This is a genomic window from Buttiauxella warmboldiae, assembly GCF_003818135.1.
GTDB classification, from domain to species: domain Bacteria; phylum Pseudomonadota; class Gammaproteobacteria; order Enterobacterales; family Enterobacteriaceae; genus Buttiauxella; species Buttiauxella warmboldiae.
Genome location: NZ_RPOH01000008.1, coordinates 14,287 through 33,929, shown reverse-complemented (window position 1 = coordinate 33,929; position 19,643 = coordinate 14,287). Strand labels below are relative to the sequence as shown.

General features: G+C 53.0%; 16 protein-coding genes. 6 read left to right on the top strand and 10 right to left on the bottom strand.

Annotated elements, in window-relative coordinates; translation table 11 throughout:
• Positions 1 to 6 precede the first annotated feature (6 nt).
• A complete protein-coding gene (gene nagA / locus EHN07_RS02350; RefSeq protein ID WP_124022614.1) occupies positions 7 to 1,155 on the bottom strand; it encodes an N-acetylglucosamine-6-phosphate deacetylase in 1,149 nt (382 codons plus the stop codon).
• Positions 1,156 to 1,238: 83 nt separating this feature from the next.
• Entirely contained in the window at positions 1,239 to 2,039 is an 801-nt protein-coding gene (gene nagB, locus EHN07_RS02345) for a glucosamine-6-phosphate deaminase (protein ID WP_124022623.1), read from the bottom strand.
• 334 nt (positions 2,040 to 2,373) lie between these two features.
• Here nagB and nagE point away from each other — a divergent pair, with 334 nt between their 5' ends.
• The 4 genes from nagE to chiQ all read left to right on the top strand — a co-directional run bounded on the left by nagE (position 2,374) and on the right by chiQ (position 8,474).
• On the top strand, positions 2,374 to 4,395 hold the full coding sequence (gene nagE, locus EHN07_RS02340) for an N-acetylglucosamine-specific PTS transporter subunit IIBC (protein ID WP_124022613.1): 2,022 nt from the start codon (positions 2,374 to 2,376) through the stop codon (positions 4,393 to 4,395).
• Positions 4,396 to 4,573: 178 nt separating this feature from the next.
• Complete coding sequence (gene glnS / locus EHN07_RS02335) at positions 4,574 to 6,241, top strand: glutamine--tRNA ligase (RefSeq protein WP_124022612.1); 1,668 nt, start codon at positions 4,574 to 4,576, stop codon at positions 6,239 to 6,241.
• A gap of 461 nt (positions 6,242 to 6,702) precedes the next feature.
• A complete protein-coding gene (gene chiP, locus EHN07_RS02330) occupies positions 6,703 to 8,100 on the top strand; it encodes a chitoporin ChiP (protein WP_124022611.1) in 1,398 nt (465 codons plus the stop codon).
• Between the two features lie 47 nt (positions 8,101 to 8,147).
• Positions 8,148 to 8,474, top strand: coding sequence for a ChiQ/YbfN family lipoprotein (gene chiQ / locus EHN07_RS02325; RefSeq protein WP_124022610.1), 327 nt, complete (start codon positions 8,148 to 8,150; stop codon positions 8,472 to 8,474).
• Positions 8,475 to 8,572: 98 nt separating this feature from the next.
• Here chiQ and fur read toward each other — a convergent pair whose 3' ends face one another.
• The 4 genes from fur to ybfF all read right to left on the bottom strand — a co-directional run bounded on the left by fur (position 8,573) and on the right by ybfF (position 11,182).
• Positions 8,573 to 9,025 carry a ferric iron uptake transcriptional regulator gene (gene fur, locus EHN07_RS02320; RefSeq protein ID WP_124022609.1) on the bottom strand — a complete coding sequence of 151 codons (453 nt, stop codon included), beginning with the start codon at positions 9,023 to 9,025 and terminating at the stop codon, positions 8,573 to 8,575.
• Between the two features lie 281 nt (positions 9,026 to 9,306).
• A complete protein-coding gene (fldA, locus tag EHN07_RS02315; protein WP_124022608.1) occupies positions 9,307 to 9,837 on the bottom strand; it encodes a flavodoxin FldA in 531 nt (176 codons plus the stop codon).
• A 148-nt stretch (positions 9,838 to 9,985) separates the two neighbouring features.
• A complete protein-coding gene (gene ybfE, locus EHN07_RS02310; protein ID WP_124022607.1) occupies positions 9,986 to 10,270 on the bottom strand; it encodes a LexA regulated protein in 285 nt (94 codons plus the stop codon).
• A gap of 135 nt (positions 10,271 to 10,405) precedes the next feature.
• A complete protein-coding gene (gene ybfF / locus EHN07_RS02305) occupies positions 10,406 to 11,182 on the bottom strand; it encodes an esterase (RefSeq protein WP_124022606.1) in 777 nt (258 codons plus the stop codon).
• A 184-nt stretch (positions 11,183 to 11,366) separates the two neighbouring features.
• Between ybfF and seqA the strand changes: the two genes are divergently transcribed.
• Together seqA and pgm are read left to right on the top strand one after the other, a co-directional pair.
• The gene (seqA, locus tag EHN07_RS02300; RefSeq protein WP_124022605.1) at positions 11,367 to 11,912 is read left to right on the top strand and encodes a replication initiation negative regulator SeqA; all 546 of its coding nucleotides are present in this window, start codon (positions 11,367 to 11,369) and stop codon (positions 11,910 to 11,912) included.
• A gap of 25 nt (positions 11,913 to 11,937) precedes the next feature.
• Entirely contained in the window at positions 11,938 to 13,581 is a 1,644-nt protein-coding gene (gene pgm, locus EHN07_RS02295) for a phosphoglucomutase (alpha-D-glucose-1,6-bisphosphate-dependent) (RefSeq protein ID WP_124022604.1), read from the top strand.
• 52 nt (positions 13,582 to 13,633) lie between these two features.
• Here pgm and kdpE read toward each other — a convergent pair whose 3' ends face one another.
• Genes kdpE through kdpB form a run of 4 tightly spaced genes read right to left on the bottom strand, consistent with a single transcriptional unit; the run spans position 13,634 to position 19,643 of the window.
• Positions 13,634 to 14,311: a two-component system response regulator KdpE gene (gene kdpE, locus EHN07_RS02290; protein ID WP_124022603.1), complete on the bottom strand. Its 678-nt coding sequence runs from the start codon at positions 14,309 to 14,311 to the stop codon at positions 13,634 to 13,636.
• Complete coding sequence (kdpD, locus tag EHN07_RS02285) at positions 14,308 to 16,995, bottom strand: two-component system sensor histidine kinase KdpD (RefSeq protein ID WP_124022602.1); 2,688 nt, start codon at positions 16,993 to 16,995, stop codon at positions 14,308 to 14,310. Before kdpD ends, kdpE begins: the two co-directional genes overlap by 4 nt.
• An 11-nt stretch (positions 16,996 to 17,006) precedes the next feature.
• On the bottom strand, positions 17,007 to 17,582 hold the full coding sequence (kdpC, locus tag EHN07_RS02280) for a potassium-transporting ATPase subunit KdpC (protein WP_124022601.1): 576 nt from the start codon (positions 17,580 to 17,582) through the stop codon (positions 17,007 to 17,009).
• A gap of 12 nt (positions 17,583 to 17,594) precedes the next feature.
• On the bottom strand, positions 17,595 to 19,643 hold the full coding sequence (kdpB, locus tag EHN07_RS02275) for a potassium-transporting ATPase subunit KdpB (RefSeq protein ID WP_124022600.1): 2,049 nt from the start codon (positions 19,641 to 19,643) through the stop codon (positions 17,595 to 17,597).

The window sequence follows — 19,643 nt, the reverse complement described above, 5'->3', positions numbered from 1 at the left end:
CCTTAATTACTCAGTTACGACCTCGTTACCATTAACAAAGGTCTTGGTGATTTTATAATCGCGGGTAAAGGTCGTCAGGTTGGCGACTTTCCCTGCGGCGATTGTACCTAATTGCTTCTCAACGCCCATCGCGCGGGCAGGGTAGAGGGTGGCCATACGCAGCGCTTCGTCTAAGGCGATACCGGCATGTTCCACCAGGTTACGAACCCCTTCAATCATCGTCAGGGCCGAACCGCTCAGGGTGCCGTTCTCATCTACACAGAGACCATCACGGTAGTATATTGTTTTTCCTGCAAAAATGAACTCATCGATATTGGCTCCCGCCGGCGCGGTGGCATCCGTCACCAGGCAAAGCTTATCGCCTTTAACTTTTTTCGCAGTACGAACGTTGGCGTAGTCCACGTGTAAACCATCGGCAATAATACCGCAGTAAACATCCGGCTCATCAAAAATTGCCCCCGCAAGCCCTGGTTCGCGGCCCGTAATATAGGGCATGGCGTTGAAAAGGTGGGTGGCGAAGGTGATTCCGGCACGGAAACCGACTTTTGCTTCTTTAACCGTGGCATTGGAGTGCCCGGCGGAAACAATAATGCCGGAGGCTACCAGTTTACTGATGACCTCGGGTGCCACCATTTCTGGCGCCAGCGTCACTTTGGTGATGACATCGGCGTTTTCGCATAAGAAATCGACCAGTTCAGCGTCTGGTTTACGCACGAAGTTTGGGTTGTGCGTCCCTTTTTTCACTATGTTCAGCCATGGGCCTTCAAGGTGCAGGCCGAGCGCCTGGTGCTGATGCAGCGCCAGGTATTCGCGCATCACTTTCACGCCTTGCTTCATCAGGTCGTCGCTGCTGGTGATAAGGGTCGGCAGGTAGCTGGTACAGCCAGAACGCTCGTTGGCTTTCTGCATGATTGTCAGCGTTTCAACGCTCACCGCCTCAGCGGAATCATTAAACTGCACGCCGCCGCAGCCATTGAGCTGTACATCAATAAAACCGGGGGCAATGATTGCACCGCCAACATCGCGAGTCTCAATACCCGCAGGGAGATCTGAGCGCGGGCAAACGCGTTCAATCAGGCCGTTCGCGATAATAACCGCGTGATCGTCAAGAATTTCATGGCCGGTATAAATCCGACCCTGAGTTAATGCAAACATAGTTACCCCCGGCTATACCCGTCATACTTCAAGTTGCAGCGGTGTTGGCTGCAACTCGAACTATTTAGGGTATAAATTAGTATTTAAAGATCTTTGATGTTTTCTGCTTCGAGCTCATTGAAGTACTTCAGCGTCTTCACTTTGAGTTCCATCGTCGAGGGTTCATCACAAACCACGACGGCTTTAGGGTGCAGTTGCAGACAGCTAATGGTCCACATGTGATTCACGTTACCTTCCACAGCGGCCTGCAGCGCTTGCGCTTTCAGATGGCCGAGCACCAAAATCATCACTTCTTCAGCGTCAAGCAGCGTGCCTACGCCGACGGTCAGCGCATATTTTGGCACCTGAGAAACATCACCATCAAAGAAACGGGAGTTGGCAACACGCGTGTCATGAGTCAGTGTTTTGATACGGGTACGAGACGCCAGAGAAGAGGCGGGCTCGTTAAAGGCGATATGACCGTCGTTGCCCACGCCGCCCATAAACAGGTGAATTTTGCCGTATGAGCGAATTTTCTCTTCATAACGACGGCATTCTGCGTCAACATCTTCGGCGTTGCCATTGAGCAGGTTGATGTTTTCTGCCGGAATATCAACGTGGTCAAAGAAGTTGCGGTGCATAAAGGTGTAATAACTTTCTGGATGTTCTTTTGGCAGACCAACGTATTCATCCATGTTAAAGGTGACGACATTTTTAAAGCTGACCTGGCCCGCTTTATGCATCTCTACCAGCGCTTTATACGCTTCAAGAGGCGTACCGCCGGTTGGCAGGCCCAGCACGAAAGGACGATCTGCTGTTGGGTTAAACGCATTGATACGCTTAACGATATGGCGCGCTGCCCATTTGCCTACTTGAGCTGGGGTAGCCAGGGGAATCAGTCTCATCATTCACCTCATAAGTTAATAGAAAACGGAGTTCGACAGATTGGTTGTTTGACTCTTCTAAGCGTAACCCAGTTTCAAACGGGTGTTGGCCGCAGCAATCTGTGTTGATTTTTCGGATGATAAAATAAGTTTTCGCTGATAGCTAGACAAAGGGGAGTGTCATAACAATATTTGGTGATTCTAATCACAAAAAAAGGCGGTTTAATTTGCGATACGAATTAATTTTTCACACACTCAGAAGGTTGGTGAATCTTCGCCATGCTTTCAAGGTTTGTTACACAATAATAAAACGGCTTTGAACGAGCCTTAACGGGGTCTCATAGGGGGAATTAACGTGAGTATTCTAGGTTATATGCAAAAGGTTGGCCGCGCGCTGATGGTGCCGGTAGCCACGCTACCAGCCGCAGCCATATTAATGGGTGTTGGCTACTGGATTGACCCGGTTAGCTGGGGTGGTGATAGCGCATTAGCTGCGTTATTCATCAAATCTGGTGCCGCTATTATTGACAATATGGGCGTGCTGTTTGCTATTGGTGTGGCTTACGGTATGTCCAAAGATAAAGATGGTGCTGCTGCACTAACCGGCTTTGTCGGTTTCCTGGTTCTGACTACGCTCTGTTCGCCAGCGGCTGTTTCCATGATCAAACATATTCCGTTGGATCAGGTTCCGTTTGCGTTTTCTAAAATCCAAAACCAATTTGTGGGCATTCTGGTGGGGATTATTTCCGCAGAGTTGTACAACCGTTTCAGCAGCGTCGAGCTGCCAAAAGCGTTGTCCTTCTTTAGCGGCCGTCGCCTGGTGCCGATCCTCACCTCCTTCGTGATGATTGCCGTTGCCTTCATCATGATGTTTATCTGGCCGGTGGTGTTTAGCGGCCTGGTCAACTTTGGTGAGCACATCCAGAAAATGGGTTCTATCGGGGCGGGTGTGTATGCGTTCTTCAACCGTCTGCTGATTCCAGTTGGCCTGCACCACGCGCTGAACTCCGTGTTCTGGTTTGACGTTGCCGGTATCAACGATATTCCTAAATTCCTCGGCGGGGCTAAATCTATCGCTGAAGGTACCGGTATCGTGGGGATTACGGGTCGTTACCAGGCTGGCTTCTTCCCGATAATGATGTTCGGTCTTCCTGGTGCGGCGCTGGCCATCTACCACTGCGCGCGTCCGGAAAATAAAGCCAAAGTGTTGGGTATCATGATGGCGGGGGCGTTTGCTGCCTTCTTTACGGGGATCACCGAGCCGTTGGAATTCTCCTTCATGTTCGTGGCTCCGGTTCTGTATCTGATGCACGCGGTGCTGACCGGTATTTCGGTATTTATCGCTGCGAGCATGCAGTGGATTGCAGGTTTCGGCTTCAGTGCGGGCCTGGTGGATATGGTGCTTTCGTCCCGTAACCCGCTGGCAACCCACTGGTACATGCTGATCCCACAAGGCCTGGTGTTCTTCGTGTTGTACTACCTGGTGTTCCGTTTCACCATCAAAAGATTCAATCTGCTGACGCCGGGTCGTGAACTGGCGGTTACCGGTGATGAAACCGATGGTCATGACGTGAATGTTAGCGCCAACACCTCTCAGGATGTGTCTGAGCTGGCTCGTCAGTACATCGCCGCAGTTGGCGGTTCCGCTAACCTGACCGGTATTGATGCCTGTATCACTCGTCTGCGTCTGAACGTAAAAGACTCTTCATTGGTTAATGAAGCGTTGGCCAAACGTCTGGGTGCAACCGGTGTTATCCGCCTGAACAAAACCAGCGTGCAAATCATCGTCGGTTTTGTGGCTGAGAAAATTGCTAACGCCATGAAAACGGTGGGTGACGTCGCGGCCGCTCCGGTAAGCTCCGCTGCCGCTGCGCCAGTTGCCGCCGCAAAACCGCAGGCGGTGCCTAATGCGGTCACCATCGCGGCACTGGTTTCGCCAGTAACCGGCGATATCGTGGCGCTGGACCAGGTTCCTGATGAAGCCTTCGCCAGCAAAGCGGTCGGTGACGGCGTGGCGGTTAAGCCGACGGAGAAAACCGTTGTCGCGCCGGCTGCCGGTACTATCGTAAAAATCTTTAACACTAACCATGCGTTCTGCCTGGAAACCGAAAAAGGCGCTGAAATCGTGGTCCATATGGGCATTGATACCGTCGCACTGAACGGTCAGGGCTTTACTCGCCTGGTAGAAGAGGGGGCTGAAGTGGTTGCAGGCCAGCCGATTCTGGAAATGGATCTCGATTTCCTCAACGCCAATGCCCGCTCCATGATTAGCCCGGTGGTTTGCAGCAATATCGACGATTACAGCGGTCTGGTTCTTCAGGCGCAAGGTTCCGTCGTTGCAGGGCAAACGCCGCTGTACGAAATTAAAGGCAAATAATCGCTCCTGAGTCATAGATTGTGCCTTTAGCGGCTGGAGATTAATTCTTCAGCCGCTTTTTTATTGCTCCTGCCAGACCTTTCCCGATCCCCTTATTTATGCAACAAAAGGTTGTTTCCCTCGCTTGCTTATAAGATCATGTGCCGATAACTGAAGTTTTTGCACAGAGGAACCCGCGATGAGTGAGGCAGAAGCCCGCCCAACTAACTTTATCCGCCAGATTATCGATGAAGATTTGGCCAGTGGTAAGCACAACAGCATTTGCACCCGTTTTCCGCCGGAGCCGAACGGCTATCTGCATATCGGCCATGCAAAATCCATCTGCCTGAACTTTGGTATCGCCCAGGATTATCAAGGCCGGTGCAACCTGCGCTTCGATGACACCAACCCGGCAAAAGAAGATATCGAGTTCGTCGACTCCATTAAGCATGACGTTGAATGGTTAGGCTTCAAGTGGTCTGGCAATGTGCGTTATTCCTCTGATTATTTCGACCAGCTGTTTAATTACGCGCTTGAGTTAATCAATAAAGGTCTGGCGTATGTTGATGAACTGACACCGGAACAAATCCGTGAATATCGCGGCTCGTTGACGGCCCCGGGGAAAAACAGCCCATATCGCGATCGCAGCATTGAGGAAAACCTCGCGCTGTTTGAGAAAATGCGTAGCGGTGAATTTGCCGAAGGGACGGCGTGCCTGCGGGCGAAAATCGATATGGCCTCGCCATTTATCGTGATGCGCGACCCGGTGATTTATCGTATTAAGTTTGCCGAACACCACCAGACCGGTAACAAATGGTGCATCTACCCGATGTACGACTTCACCCACTGCATTTCCGATGCGCTGGAAGGAATTACGCACTCTTTATGTACGCTGGAGTTCCAGGATAACCGCCGTCTGTATGACTGGGTGTTGGATAACATCACCATTCCTGCGCATCCGCGTCAGTATGAGTTCTCACGCCTGAATCTCGAATACGCCATTATGTCTAAGCGTAAGCTGAACCAGCTGGTGACAGAGAAGGTGGTAGAAGGCTGGGATGACCCACGTATGCCGACTATTTCTGGCCTGCGCCGCCGTGGTTATACCGCAGCTTCCATTCGTGAATTCTGTAAGCGCATTGGTGTGACTAAGCAAGATAACACCGTGGAAATGGCCTCGCTGGAATCCTGTATTCGTGACGACCTCAACGAGAATGCGCCGCGTGCCATGGCGGTTCTTGATCCGGTAAAAGTTATCATTGAGAACTTCCCACAGGGTGAAGTTGAAATGGTGACTATGCCTAACCATCCTAATAAACCAGAGATGGGCAGCCGTCAGGTGCCGTTTAGCCGCGAGATTTACATCGACCGTGCTGACTTCCGTGAAGAAGCCAACAAGCAGTACAAGCGTCTGGTGCTGGGCAAAGAAGTGCGCCTGCGTAATGCCTATGTGATTAAAGCCGAGCGCGTAGAGAAAGATGAAGCAGGGAATATTACCACGCTGCATTGTTCCTACGATCCGGACACCTTAAGCAAGGACCCGGCAGATGGTCGTAAAGTCAAAGGTGTTATCCACTGGGTGAGTGCAGAACACGCATTGCCCGTGGAGATCCGCCTGTACGATCGCCTGTTCAGCGTGCCAAACCCTGGAAGCGCTGAGGATTTCCTTGCAACGATCAACCCGGAGTCGCTGGTTATCAAACAGGGTTTTGTCGAACCCGGCCTGAAAAATGCCGAGAAAGGGAAAGCCTATCAGTTCGAACGCGAAGGTTATTTCTGCCTCGACAGCCGTTATGCCAGCGCTGAAAAGCTGGTCTTTAACCGTACCGTTGGGCTGCGTGATACCTGGGCCAAAATGGGCGAATAAAAGCCGTTTGTTGATAAAAACGTCGCAAAGCGCGGCGTTTTTTTTCGCTTTATAATCATCTGTTTAATCATTTTCTTCATATTCGCGTTGCGAATTAATACGCATTCCTCGCCCCGATGTACCTGCATTTATGGTCAACCTCAGACCATAAAAAAATCTTTATTTTTTCGTTTTTACGCCTTTATTTAGATTTTTGTGTTTATATTCCCAATGTAAAAAGAATTAAAATCTGACTTTCTTGTTTGTTATAAATACGCATAAATTATGTGCTCTCTGTCATAATATCGTAATGAACTTTTATAAAATCGTTGATAATTCGCGTCGCGAAAAATAGTCTACGGGGGAGCAGTAATGCGGGGAAATAGTGATAACCGCTTTAGCCGTTAGGCATTTTTACTTTTTTCGCGACATAGCGTGTTTTAACGCCCAGCGATTATTTATACGTCAAAGAGGAATTTTATATGCGTACGTTTAGTGGCAAACGTAGTGCGCTGGCGCTTGCAATCGCAGGTGTCACGGCTCTTTCAGGACTGGCTATCATCCCTCAGGCCGCGGCTGCAGGTTTTGTTGATGATTCAACGCTGACCGGCGGCGTCTATTACTGGCAGCGTGAGCGTGACCGTAAAGACATGACCACGGGGAAATACGAAACTAACCTTGCGCACTCCACATGGAACGCCAACCTGGACTTCCAGTCAGGTTATGCCGCCGACATGTTTGGTCTGGATGTGGCGGCCTTTACTGCTATTGAAATGGCAGAAAATGGGGATAGCGGCCACCCGAATGAAATCGCCTTCTCTTCGGTAAACAAAGCTTATGATGAAGACTTCTCTGGTGATAAAAGCGGGATCAGCCTTTATAAGGCGGCAGCCAAATTCAAATACGGCCCGGTCTGGGCGCGTGCCGGTTATATTCAGCCAACCGGCCAGACCCTATTAGCACCTCACTGGAGCTTTATGCCCGGTACTTACCAGGGGGCAGAAGCCGGTGCCAACTTTGATTATGACGATGCCGGTGCCCTGAGCTTCTCCTACATGTGGACTAATCAGTATAAAGCTCCATGGCATCTGGAAATGGACAAGTTCTATCAGAACGACAAGAAGACCAAAGTCGAATATTTACATTCACTTGGTGCGAAGTATGATTTTAAAAACGATCTGATTCTTGAAGCCGCATTTGGTCAGGCGGAAGGCTATGTGGATCAGTACTTCACTAAGGCAAGTTACAAATTTGATATTGCTGGCAGCCCGTTGACCACCAGCTATCAGTTCTACGGCACGCGTGACAAAGCTTCCGATGGCAGCGTCAACGATCTATACGACGGTACCGCCTGGTTGCAGGCATTGACTCTCGGCTACAGAATCGGCCAGGTTGATCTGCGTGTTGAAGGAACCATGGTTAAGGCTGATGGTCAGCAGGGTTACTTCCTGCAGCGTATGACGCCAACCTATGCCTCTTCCAACGGTCGTCTTGATGTGTGGTGGGATAACCGTTCTGACTTTAACGCCAATGGTGAAAAAGCGGTATTTGCAGGCGCGATGTATGACCTGAGCAACTGGAACCTGCCGGGTTGGGCCGTTGGTGCTTCTTATGTTTACGCATGGGATGCTAAACCAGCTTCTAAACCAACCACCGATGGCTTCTACGACGCTGACCGTCGTCTGAAAGAGTCGGCATATAGCCTTGATGCGATGTATACCGTTCAGGATGGCCGTGCGAAGGGCACGTTATTTAAACTGCACTTTACTCAGTACGATAATCACTCCGATATCCCAAGCTGGGGCGGTGGTTATGGCAACATCTTCCAGGACGAACGCGACGTGAAATTCATGGTGATTGCACCGTTTACCATCTTCTGATTTGATTCCGGGCGCTTTGGCGCCCGGTTTTATTAAGGATATCAAGCATGAAAAACATCGTTTTGATTACGGTGATGGCGTTAGGTTTAAGCGCATGTGCACAACCTAAAACGGCTCCGGAAGATTCTAAACTGAAAGATGCTTATAGCGCCTGCATTAATACTGCGGAAGGCAACCCGGATAAAATTCAGGCCTGCCAAAGCGTGTTGAATGTGTTGGCGCAGGAAAAAGAGCACCAGGATTTTGCGAAGAAAGAAACGGTTCGTACTCTGGATTACCAGAACTGCATTCAGGCAACTCGCAGCGGTAATAACCAGGCGGTGAAAGCCAAATGCGATAAAATCTGGCAGGAAATTCGCACTAACAACCAGTGACCGTAGCGTTTTAAGCAATAAAAAAACCCGCAAGACCGTTATGATCCTGCGGGTTTTTTATTACCGGGCACCCGGGTAAGAGTGCCCGAATATGGGAATTACTTGTCGCTGATTTCGTGTGCGTTTTCGTCGCTACGGCAATCACCTTCAGCGCAGTGCCCATACAGATAGAGGCTATGGTTAGTCAGACGAATACCGTGACGAGAGGCGATTTCACGCTGGCGTGCTTCGATTGAATCATCGCTGAATTCAACCACTTTGCCGCAGTCCAGGCAAATCAGATGGTCATGGTGATGCTGTTGTGTCAGCTCGAACACGGATTTTCCGCCTTCGAAGTTATGACGGGTCACAATGCCCGCATCATCAAACTGATTCAGGACACGGTAAACGGTGGCCAGGCCAATCTCTTCGCCCATATCAATCAGACGCTTATATAAGTCTTCCGCACTGACGTGATGGTTCACCGGTCCCTGCAACACTTCAAGGATTTTTAATCGCGGAAGCGTGACTTTCAGGCCGGCCTTCTTTAATGCGGTATTGTTGTCAGTCATGCGGAAATTGTCCTGTTGCTTAACGATTCGCTCGGACTCAGGGTGAGCGTTAAGATGAATGCGTCTCATTATAGAACTGCCACTTCTAAATGGGAACCGCAAGTATTGTGCATAATCAAGTTAAAAAATTGCGGCTGAGTCGCGATTTGATTGCCTTGTTAGCGAGTAGTCAGGAATTCATTGTACAGGGACAAATTGAAAAGTTAAAAATTTGTAGCAATTATTTTAATCGAAATTATCTATCAATGTGGCGCAGCCCTATGGATGCGCCACATCTGGCATCAGGCGTTGAGGATATCGGCCAGGTTTAACTCTTCGGAAACCTGTTTCACCCATTGCTGAACGCGTTGCGCGGTAAGCTCAGGCTGGCGATCTTCGTCAATGGCCAGCCCCACAAAGTGATTGTCGTCTGCCAGACCTTTAGAGGCTTCAAAATGGTAGCCCGCGGTTGGCCAGTGCCCGACGATTGCCGCACCGCGCGGTTCGATAATGTCGCGGATGGTACCTAATGCGTCACAGAAGTATTCAGCGTAATCTTCCTGGTCGCCACAGCCGAACAGCGCAACCAGTTTGCCGTTGAAATCAACTTCTTCCAGCGTCGGGAAGAAATCATCCCAGTCGCATTGTGCTTCACCGTAGTACCACGTTGGGATGCCGAGAAGCAGAATATCGAAGCCTTCCAGGTCTTCTTTGCTGCTCTTAGCAATGTCATGCACCTCAGCAACTTCCTTACCGAGCTGTTTTTGAATCATTTTCGCGATATTTTCGGTGTTACCAGTGTCGCTGCCGAAAAAAATGCCTACGATTGCCATGAGTAAAATAACCTCTTGATACTTAATGGTATGGTGGCTGCTATTTGGCCACAGATAGGGCAATCATAGCAGAACACGTCGTGGTGCGGAAACAGCTATCGCCCCGCTGTGCACAGACTGCAACATCGTCAGTTGGGTTATAGCATCTTTACTCACTGCGATGCTGCTGCAGCTGGGCGAGAAGCATCTCTTCAATCAGTTCGCTGCGGCTGATATTGCGCGATTCAGCCAGCTGGTTGAGAGCATCTACCGCGTCATTATTGAGCTTTAGCTCCACTCGCTTCAGGCCGCGAACCTTATCACGCTTGAGCTGATTGCGTTTATTGATACGCAGCTGCTCGTCGCGCGTCAGCGGATTGGTTTTTGGTCGCCCGGGGCGACGCTCGTCCGCGAACAGATCTAATGTAGTACGGTCCGTTTGTTCTTTTGCCATGATTAGACTACTGACAGGGAATTCAGGTGGCACGGAGCGGGGTGCTCTGGCGCATTTTAGCGCGCAATCATACATCAGCATGGCTTGCGCGCCAACGCGTTAGCCACATCTTGCGGCCAGTCGGTCTGTTTTTAATCAGTTTGCCGCCGTTGCGTCGATAAAACGATGGATGGCGCGCAAAACAGCGTCTGGTTTTTCGGCATGAACCCAATGCCCGGCACCCGCAACCACATGCGCCCGCGCCTGCGGGAACTGCGCAAGCAGTTGCTCACGGTGCGATTCATTAACATAAGGAGAGTCGCCGCCACGAATAAACAGGGTGGGTTCGCGCCATGGGGGGATATTTTGCCAGCCGACAATATTTTCATACTGCTCCCACAGGACCGGCACATTGAACTTCCATTCTCCGTCGGCAAAGGATTTCAGCAGAAACTGAACTACGCCTTCTTCATTGAGCTGCTCACGCACGATCGCTGCCGCCTGTTGCCGTGTTTTCACCCCCGCAGCGCTCACCGCATTTATCGCCCTGAAGATCTCGTCATGGCGGCGAAGCTGGTAATCCACAGGCGCGATATCAATCAGCACTAGCTTGTCGATGCGTTCAGGCGCAATCGCCGTCAGTGCCATCGCCACTTTGCCGCCCATTGAGTGGCCAATAATAATGGCTCTTTCAATGCCATATTCATCAAGCGTGTCGACAACATCCTGCGCCATGGCCGGGTAGGTCATCTCCTTGCTGCGTGGCGAAAACCCGTGATTGCGCAGATCGATTTGCAGCAGGGTACGATCCTGCCCAAGATCGCGAGCCAGCACGCCGAGATTATCAAGGCTGCCAAAAAGGCCGTGGATCAGCACTACGGGCGAATGACTAGTCGATTGTTGCGCAGTTTGCAGGCGAGCATTCAATTTCATGGCAAAGTTCTTTTTTTTTACTTCGTGTGGTTAGGGTATCATAACGGCATCCTGCTGCTGTGCCGCAAATTTCCAGTTTAGTCTGACTTTGCGATGTGACAAAAGCCTGGCGCTACCCGAGGTTGGGATTTGTCCCTATAATCCCAACAACTTGTATTCAGAAAAGATATTGCACTGGATTAAGATGAAAACAATTGAAGTTGATGACGAGCTCTATCGCTATATTGCCAGCCACACGCAGCACATTGGTGAAAGCGCGTCCGACATTTTACGGCGCATGTTGAAATTTACCGCCGGCCAGACGCCAGCCACACCTGCAGCCGCCGGTGAAACGGCCGCCGCTGCGGTAAGCCCGGAAGCTAAACCTGCAAACAAAGCACGCGATCGTGTGCGTGCGGTGCGTGAACTGCTGCTTTCCGACGAATATGCGGAGCAAAAGAAAGCGGTTAACCGTTTTATGATGGTGCTTTCTACTCTGTATACCCTTGATGCGCATGCTTTTGGTGAAGCGACAGAGTCGCTGCATGGCCGTACGCGTGTCTATTTTGCCGGTAACGAGCAAACGCTGCTGCAAAACGGCAACCAGACTAAGCCGAAACATGTTCCCGGAACGCCATACTGGGTTATTACCAACACCAATACGGGTCGTAAATGCAGCATGATCGAACACATCATGCAATCAATGCAGTTCCCGGCGGAATTGATTGAAAAGGTTTGCGGCACCATTTAACACCTCGCGTCAGAAGGAAGAGCCAATGGCTAACCACCCTCGTGCAGGACAACCGGCACAACAGAGCGATTTGATTAACGTAGCCCAACTCACGGCCCAGTATTACGTGCTGAAGCCAGCGGTGGGAAATAGCGAACACGCGGTGAAGTTCGGCACTTCCGGCCACCGTGGTAGTGCGGCACGCCATAATTTTAACGAAGCGCACATTCTGGCAATCGCTCAGGCGATTGCGGAAAACCGTGCAAAAAACGGCATTACCGGGCCGTGCTACGTGGGTAAAGATACCCACGCGTTATCTGAACCGGCGTTTATCTCGGTGCTGGAAGTGTTGGCTGCAAACGGTGTGGATGTCATTGTGCAGCAGGCAAACGGCTATACGCCAACGCCGGCTATCTCGCACGCTATTCTGACGCATAATAAAAACGGCGGCGCGCTGGCCGATGGTATCGTTATCACGCCTTCCCATAACCCGCCGGAAGACGGGGGGATCAAATACAACCCGCCGAATGGCGGCCCGGCTGATACCAACGTCACCAAAGTGGTTGAAGATCGCGCCAACGCGCTGTTAGCTGCGGGCCTGAAAGAGGTAAAACGCCTCTCTCTGGATAAAGCCTGGGCAAGCGGCCACGTACAGGAACAGGAGCTGGTGCAGCCGTTTATCGAAGGGCTGGTGGATATCGTAGATATGGCTGCCATCCAGAAAGCGGGTCTGAAACTGGGCGTCGATCCGCTCGGTGGCTCCGGCATCGAATACTGGCAGCGCATCGCGAAACACTACAATCTGGATCTGACGATTGTTAACGATCATATCGATCAAACCTTCCGCTTTATGCATCTGGATAAAGACGGCGCTATCCGCATGGATTGCTCCTCCGAGTGTGCTATGGCGGGTTTGCTGGCGCTGCGTGATAAATTCGACCTGGCGTTTGCCAACGACCCGGACTATGACCGCCACGGCATCGTCACCCCTGCAGGGCTGATGAACCCGAACCACTATCTTGCGGTTGCCATTAACTACCTGTTCCAGCATCGTCCGCAGTGGGGCAAAGATGTGGCGGTTGGCAAAACGCTGGTCTCTTCGGCGATGATTGACCGCGTGGTCGACGATTTGGGGCGCAAACTGGTAGAAGTGCCGGTTGGCTTTAAATGGTTTGTTGACGGTCTGTTTGACGGCAGCTTCGGTTTTGGCGGCGAAGAGAGCGCCGGGGCATCGTTCCTGCGCTTCGACGGCACCCCGTGGTCTACCGATAAAGACGGGATTATTATGTGCCTGCTGGCGGCAGAAATTACCGCTGTAACCGGTAAAAACCCGCAGCAGCATTATGATGAACTGGCTGCCCGCTTCGGCGCGCCAAGCTACAACCGTCTGCAGGCTTCTGCCACCTCCGCGCAGAAAGCGGCGCTGTCCAGACTCTCCCCGGAAATGGTGAGCGCAAGCACGCTGGCGGGCGACCCGATTACGGCACGCTTAACGGCGGCTCCGGGTAACGGCGCGTCCATCGGTGGCCTGAAAGTGATGACTGAAAACGGCTGGTTTGCGGCGCGTCCTTCCGGTACGGAAGATGCCTACAAAATCTATTGCGAAAGTTTCTTAGGGGCTGAACACCGCCTGCAGATTGAGAAAGAAGCGGTAGAGATTGTCAGCGAAGTGCTGAAAAACGCGAAGTAATTCGCCAATGTGAAAAAGGCGCCGCAAGGCGCTTTTTTAATATTTGTGCAACCTAAAGAATAAACCGATAACCGATCCCGGTTTCGGTCAACAGATGTGCCGGGCGCGCCGGGTCGCTTTCCAGCTTCTGGCGCAAATGCCCCATATAAATCCGCAGATAGTGGCTATGTTCCACGGCATTCGGCCCCCAAACCTGGCTGAGCAACTGGCGTTGCGTCAGCACTTTTCCATGATTGTTGATCAGCGTAGCGAGCAGGCGAAATTCAATCGGCGTGAGGTGGATTTCCGCGCCGTTGCGGGTAATGCGGCGGGTCGCGAGATCAACGCTAATGTTTGAAAATTGATAAACCGGATCGGGTTGCGCAAGGCTCGCATGGCGGCGTAGCACCACGCGCAGGCGCGCTTGCAGCTCGCCAATACCAAAGGGTTTACTGAGATAGTCATCGGCACCGGCGTCCAGCGCGTCAATTTTTACTTGTTCATCGCTGCGTGCGGAAAGCACCACAATCGGCGTCTGGCTCCACTGGCGGAAATCACGGATAAAATCAATGCCGTCGCCGTCGGGTAAACCGAGGTCAAGGATCACTAAATCAGGCTTGCGTGTCGCCGCTTCCAGTAAACCGCGTTGCAGCGTATCGGCTTCGTGAACGCGTAACGATTCCGCCTCCAGCGCGGTGCGCAAGAAACGGCGGATCTCTTTTTCGTCTTCAACTATCAGAACGGATATCACTGCGTCTCATTCATCTCAGCAAGTTCTGGCGGCGGGGGAAGGGGTAAAATAACATGAAAACTGGCTCCGCCTTCCGCTCGATTAGCCGCAATAATTTTTCCGTCGTGGACTTCAACAATCGCCTGGCAAATTGCCAGCCCTAAACCCACGCCTGGGATCGCCGACTCTTTGTTACCCCTGGAGAATTTATCAAAAATCTTTTGTTGCTGGCCAACCGGAATACCCGGCCCGCTATCCCAGACTTCAACGTCCAGCTTATCAGCCAGAATTTGCGCGCGAATGCCAATTTTGGCCTGGTAACCCGCATATTTTGCCGCGTTCTCAAGCAGGTTGATCAGCACCCGTTCAAACAGCGGGCCATCAACATGAATCAATAGCAGAGGATCGGGCAAGTCCAAATCAATATGTCGCCCGCCCAGCCCAGGCTCCAGCATTTTTAACGCGCTGCCGACCACCTCTTCCAGCGTTAACCACTCTTTGCGCAGGTTAAATCCGCCGGACTGAATCCGCGCCATATCCAGCAAATTGTTGACCAGACGCGTGGTATTGAGCACGTGCTGGCGAATATCGTTGGCCTGCGGCGCATGTTTAGAGCCTTCGGCTGCGAGATTGAGCGTCAAAATTTCCGCTTGCCCAAACAGCACGGTTAACGGCGTGCGCAAATCGTGGGAAAGGGCGGCCAGCAGCGAGTTGCGGATTTGCTCGCGTTCGCTGGAAAGCCGGGCTTGCTCTTCACTTGCGGTCAACAGCAATCGCTCCAGCGCCGTCGCCGTAAGCAGGGTGAAGGTTTCCAGCAGCCGCTGCTGCTCGGGAATCATTAGCTGGCGCAAATTATCAGGCTCGACGATTAACAATCCGAGCGTTTTTTGCGAAGTCTTCAGCGGCAGAATTTGATACGGCACGCCGGGTAACGTATCGGTGCCCGCGCCCGCAGGCTGGCCTTTATCAAAGCTCCAGCGGGCAATCGCTTCGTCCCAGCTTTGCGGCTCACTCTGCCCATTGGCGCGTACTAACACACCGTTCTCGTCCGGCAGTAAAAGCTGGGCACGGGCATGAAAACTGTTTTTGAGAAACAGCTCGCTGGTGGCGGCAATCTCCTGCGGCGTGCGTTTAGCGGCGAGCGCTTTCGACATTTCATAAAGATGGCGCGTGCGTTGCTCACGATAGCGCGCGATTCGCGCCTGGTAGCGCACACCCGCGGTAAGATTGCCGATAATCAGCCCAACGCTCAGCATCACGGCAAAGGTTAATAGATACTGAATATCAGAAACCGCCAGCGTGCCGTGGGGGGCAATAAAGAACAGATCGAAGCTCAGCACGCTAATCACGGTCGCCAGTACCGAAGGCCAGCGGCCATAAAACAGCGCCACAATCACCACGCCCAACAGATAAAGCATCACCAGGTTGGCGGCATCAAACCCCATCAGCCATTGGCTGGCGATAAAAGTCGTTACTGCGCAAAGCGCGATGGCGACGCCGCAGCCGTGTAGCTGTACGCGCCATTTTTCGCTAAAGCTGCGGCTATCCTGTGGGGAAGGCGCAACAACGGCGGGTTTGTCGTCCAGCGCCACAATCACTAAATCCAGATCCGGCGCGCGGCGGGCAAGCCTGTCAGCAAAAGATTCACGGCTGAACCAGCGTTTATGACTACGACGACCGATAATAATTTTCCCGAGATTGTGTTCCCGGGCATAGCGCAAAATCGCTTTATCTTCCGCCGGGTCGGCAAGCGTGGTGGTTTCCGCTCCCAGCTCTTGTGCCAGGCGAAGCGAGGCTAAAATGGCGCGGCGCTGATGTTCGGGCAAGCGGTGCAGCTGTGGCGTTTCGACATACACCGCATGCCAGACGCTGCCTAATTTTGCCGCCAGCCGTGCGGCAGTCCGCACCAGTTTTTCATTGCCCGAACCGTGGCCGATGCACAGCAAAATCGCATCGCGCGTGTGCCAGACTTTTTCCTCGCCCTGGCTATCGCGCCAGGCGCGCATCTGGTCATCCACGCGGTCGGCGGTGCGGCGCAGGGCCAGTTCGCGTAAGGCAATCAAATTCCCTTTACGGAAAAAGTGCTCAATGGCGCGTTCCGCCTGGCCTGCGATATACACTTTCCCTTCATGCAGGCGCTGGCGTAAATCATCCGGCGGCAGGTCAACCAGCATGATTTCATCGGCGGCGTCAAAGATGGGATCGGGCACGGTTTCCCGTACCTGAATCCCCGTCACGCCGCCAACAACATCGTTCAGGCTCTCCAGATGCTGCACGTTGACGGTGGTAAATACATCGATTCCGGCGCTGAGCAGCTCTTCCACATCCTGCCAGCGTTTAGGGTGGCGTGAGCCTGGCGCGTTACTGTGCGCCAGCTCGTCCATCAAAATCAGCGCCGGGTTGCGGGCAAGCGCCGTATCGAGATCGAACTCCTGAACCCAGCGCCCACGGTGATGGAACCGTTTTGCCGGCAGGATAGTCAGCCCGTCCAGCAAAGCGGCAGTCTCCTGGCGACCGTGCGTTTCTACCACGCCAGTCAGAATATTCAGCCCTTGCGCCCGCAGGCGCTGTGCCTCCTGAAGCATGGCGAACGTTTTCCCCACCCCAGCACAAGCGCCGAAGAAAATCTTTAATTTGCCGCGCGACGGGCGCCTGGCCTGCTTTAGCAATTTATCCGGGTTGGGGCGCGGCGGTTCCTGCGTCATAACGACTCCTTCTAAGGTGCCTGGAGAGCATCCAGCGCCAGGTTAACCAGCAATACGTTCACTACCGGTTTACCGATAAAACTGACCAGCGGCTGAGCGGTGTTTTCAGCAATCAATCGCTCAACTTGCGCCTGTTGTAAGTTACGCGCTTTAGCAATACGCGGAATTTGCCAGGCTGCGCCTTCTGGTGAAATTTGTCCGTCCAGGCCACTGGCCGACGCAGTGACCAGCTCAACGGGAATCGCCGGGTTGGCTTGCGGATTTGCCTGTCTTAATGCCGCGACACGTTCGGTAATGTGTTTATCTAATTCTGGATTGCTTCCCGCCAGATTACTACCGCCGGAGGCCATTGGATTATAAGGTGTTTCTGCGGTTGCAGAAGGGCGACCTTGCAAATACTTGGCCGCGGTGAAGTTTTGCCCAATCAGCCTGGAGCCGCGTACTTCGTTGGCCTGAATAATCAACGAACCGTTGGCCTGCTCATGGAACCACCATTGGCCTAAAAGTGTGGTCAAAAGCGGGTAAAGTCCACCTGTAATCAGGGTCAGCAAAATCAGTAACAGTATAGCGGGACGTAAAATAGTCATTTGTTTTTCCTCTTAAACCAGGCCACAAACGGTCAGCAGCAGGTCGATAGCTTTGATGCCAATAAACGGCACAATTAAGCCGCCGAGCCCGTAAATCCACAGATTGCGGCGCAGCATGGCTGCGGCACTCAGCGGCTGGTAGCTCACGCCACGTAATGCCAGGGGAATCAAAAAGATGATGATCAGGGCGTTGAAAATCACCGCGCTTAAAATCGCCGAAGCCGGGGAGTGCAGGTGCATCACGTTCAGCGCATTCAACTGCGGGTAAGTCGCGGCAAACGCGGCGGGAATGATCGCGAAATACTTCGCCACATCGTTGGCGATACTGAAAGTGGTCAGCGAGCCACGGGTCATCAGCATCTGTTTGCCGATATGCACCACCTCAATCAATTTGGTGGGGTTGGAATCTAAGTCCACCATATTGCCGGCTTCTTTCGCCGCCTGGGTACCCGAGTTCATGGCCACCGCCACATCTGCCTGTGCCAGGGCCGGGGCATCGTTGGTGCCGTCGCCGGTCATCGCCACCAGGCGGCCTTCGGCCTGATACTGGCGAATCAACGCCAGCTTGGCTTCCGGCGTCGCTTCTGCCAGAAAATCATCAACGCCCGCTTCGGCGGCAATCGCTGCGGCGGTCAGGCGGTTGTCACCGGTGATCATCACGGTTTTGATGCCCATTTTGCGCAGCTGGGCAAAGCGCTCTTTAATGCCGCCTTTAACGATATCTTTCAGGGCTATCACGCCGAGCACGTTCGCCCCTTCCGCCACAACCAGCGGCGTGCCGCCTGAACGGGCAACGCCTTCGACCAGCGTCTCGACCTGCGGCGGGAAGTGGCCGCCGTTGGCTTCCACGTGGCGGCGAATGGCATCGACAGAACCTTTGCGAATCATGCGCTCCTGAATATTGATGCCGCTCATACGGGTTTGCGCGGTGAATGGCACAAACGTCGCCTGCAGATTTTGTACCTCGCGCTCGCGCAGGTTAAAGCGCTGTTTTGCCAGCACCACAATGCTGCGGCCTTCCGGCGTTTCATCGGCAAGCGACGAAAGCTGCGCGGCATCGGCCAGCGTTTTTTCATCAATCCCGGGGGCTGGCAGAAAATCGGATGCCTGGCGATTCCCAAGGGTGATGGTGCCGGTTTTATCCAGCAGCAGTACATCAACGTCGCCCGCGGCTTCCACGGCGCGCCCGCTGGTGGCAATCACGTTTGCGCCCAGCATGCGGCTCATACCCGCCACGCCAATGGCTGACAGCAGCCCGCCGATGGTGGTCGGAATCAGGCAGACCAGCAGCGCAATCAGCACCGTGGCGCTGACCGCCACGCCGCCATACTGCGAGAAAGGCCACAGCGTGGCGGTTGCCAGTAAAAAGACGATGGTGAGGGCGACCAGCAAAATGGTCAGCGCGACTTCGTTCGGCGTTTTACGGCGCTGTGCGCTTTCAACCATCGCTATCATACGGTCGAGAAAGGTTTCACCCGGGTTTACGCTGCACTGAATTACCAGCCAGTCTGAAAGGATGCGAGTGCCGCCGGTAACAGAGGCAAAGTCGCCGCCGGACTCGCGAATCACCGGCGCGGACTCGCCGGTTATCGCGCTTTCATCCACCGATGCGCCGCCTTCCAGCACCTCGCCATCGCACGGGATAATATCGCCCGCTTCAACCAGCACGATATCGCCTTTACGCAAATCGGCGGCGGGCACCCGGTCGGCTGGTGCATCATGCTGCGGGGCACGTAACTTGCGGGCAAAGCTGGTTTTCTTCACGCCTTTCAGGCTATTGGCCTGCGCCTTACTGCGGCCTTCAGCCAGCGCTTCGGCAAAGTTGGCAAACAGCACCGTAAACCATAGCCAGAGGCCGATGGCGGCGGTAAACAGCGCATCGCCCTGCAAAGAACCATTAAGCATGGCGATCGCCAGTACGCTGGTTACCACGCTGCCGACCCAGACGATAAACATCACCGGGTTGTGCCACTGCACCTGTGGCGTGAGCTTTTTAAAGGAATCTATCAGCGCCTGACGGATCAGCGATGGGTCAAATAGCGCCTGTTGCTTGCGACTCAT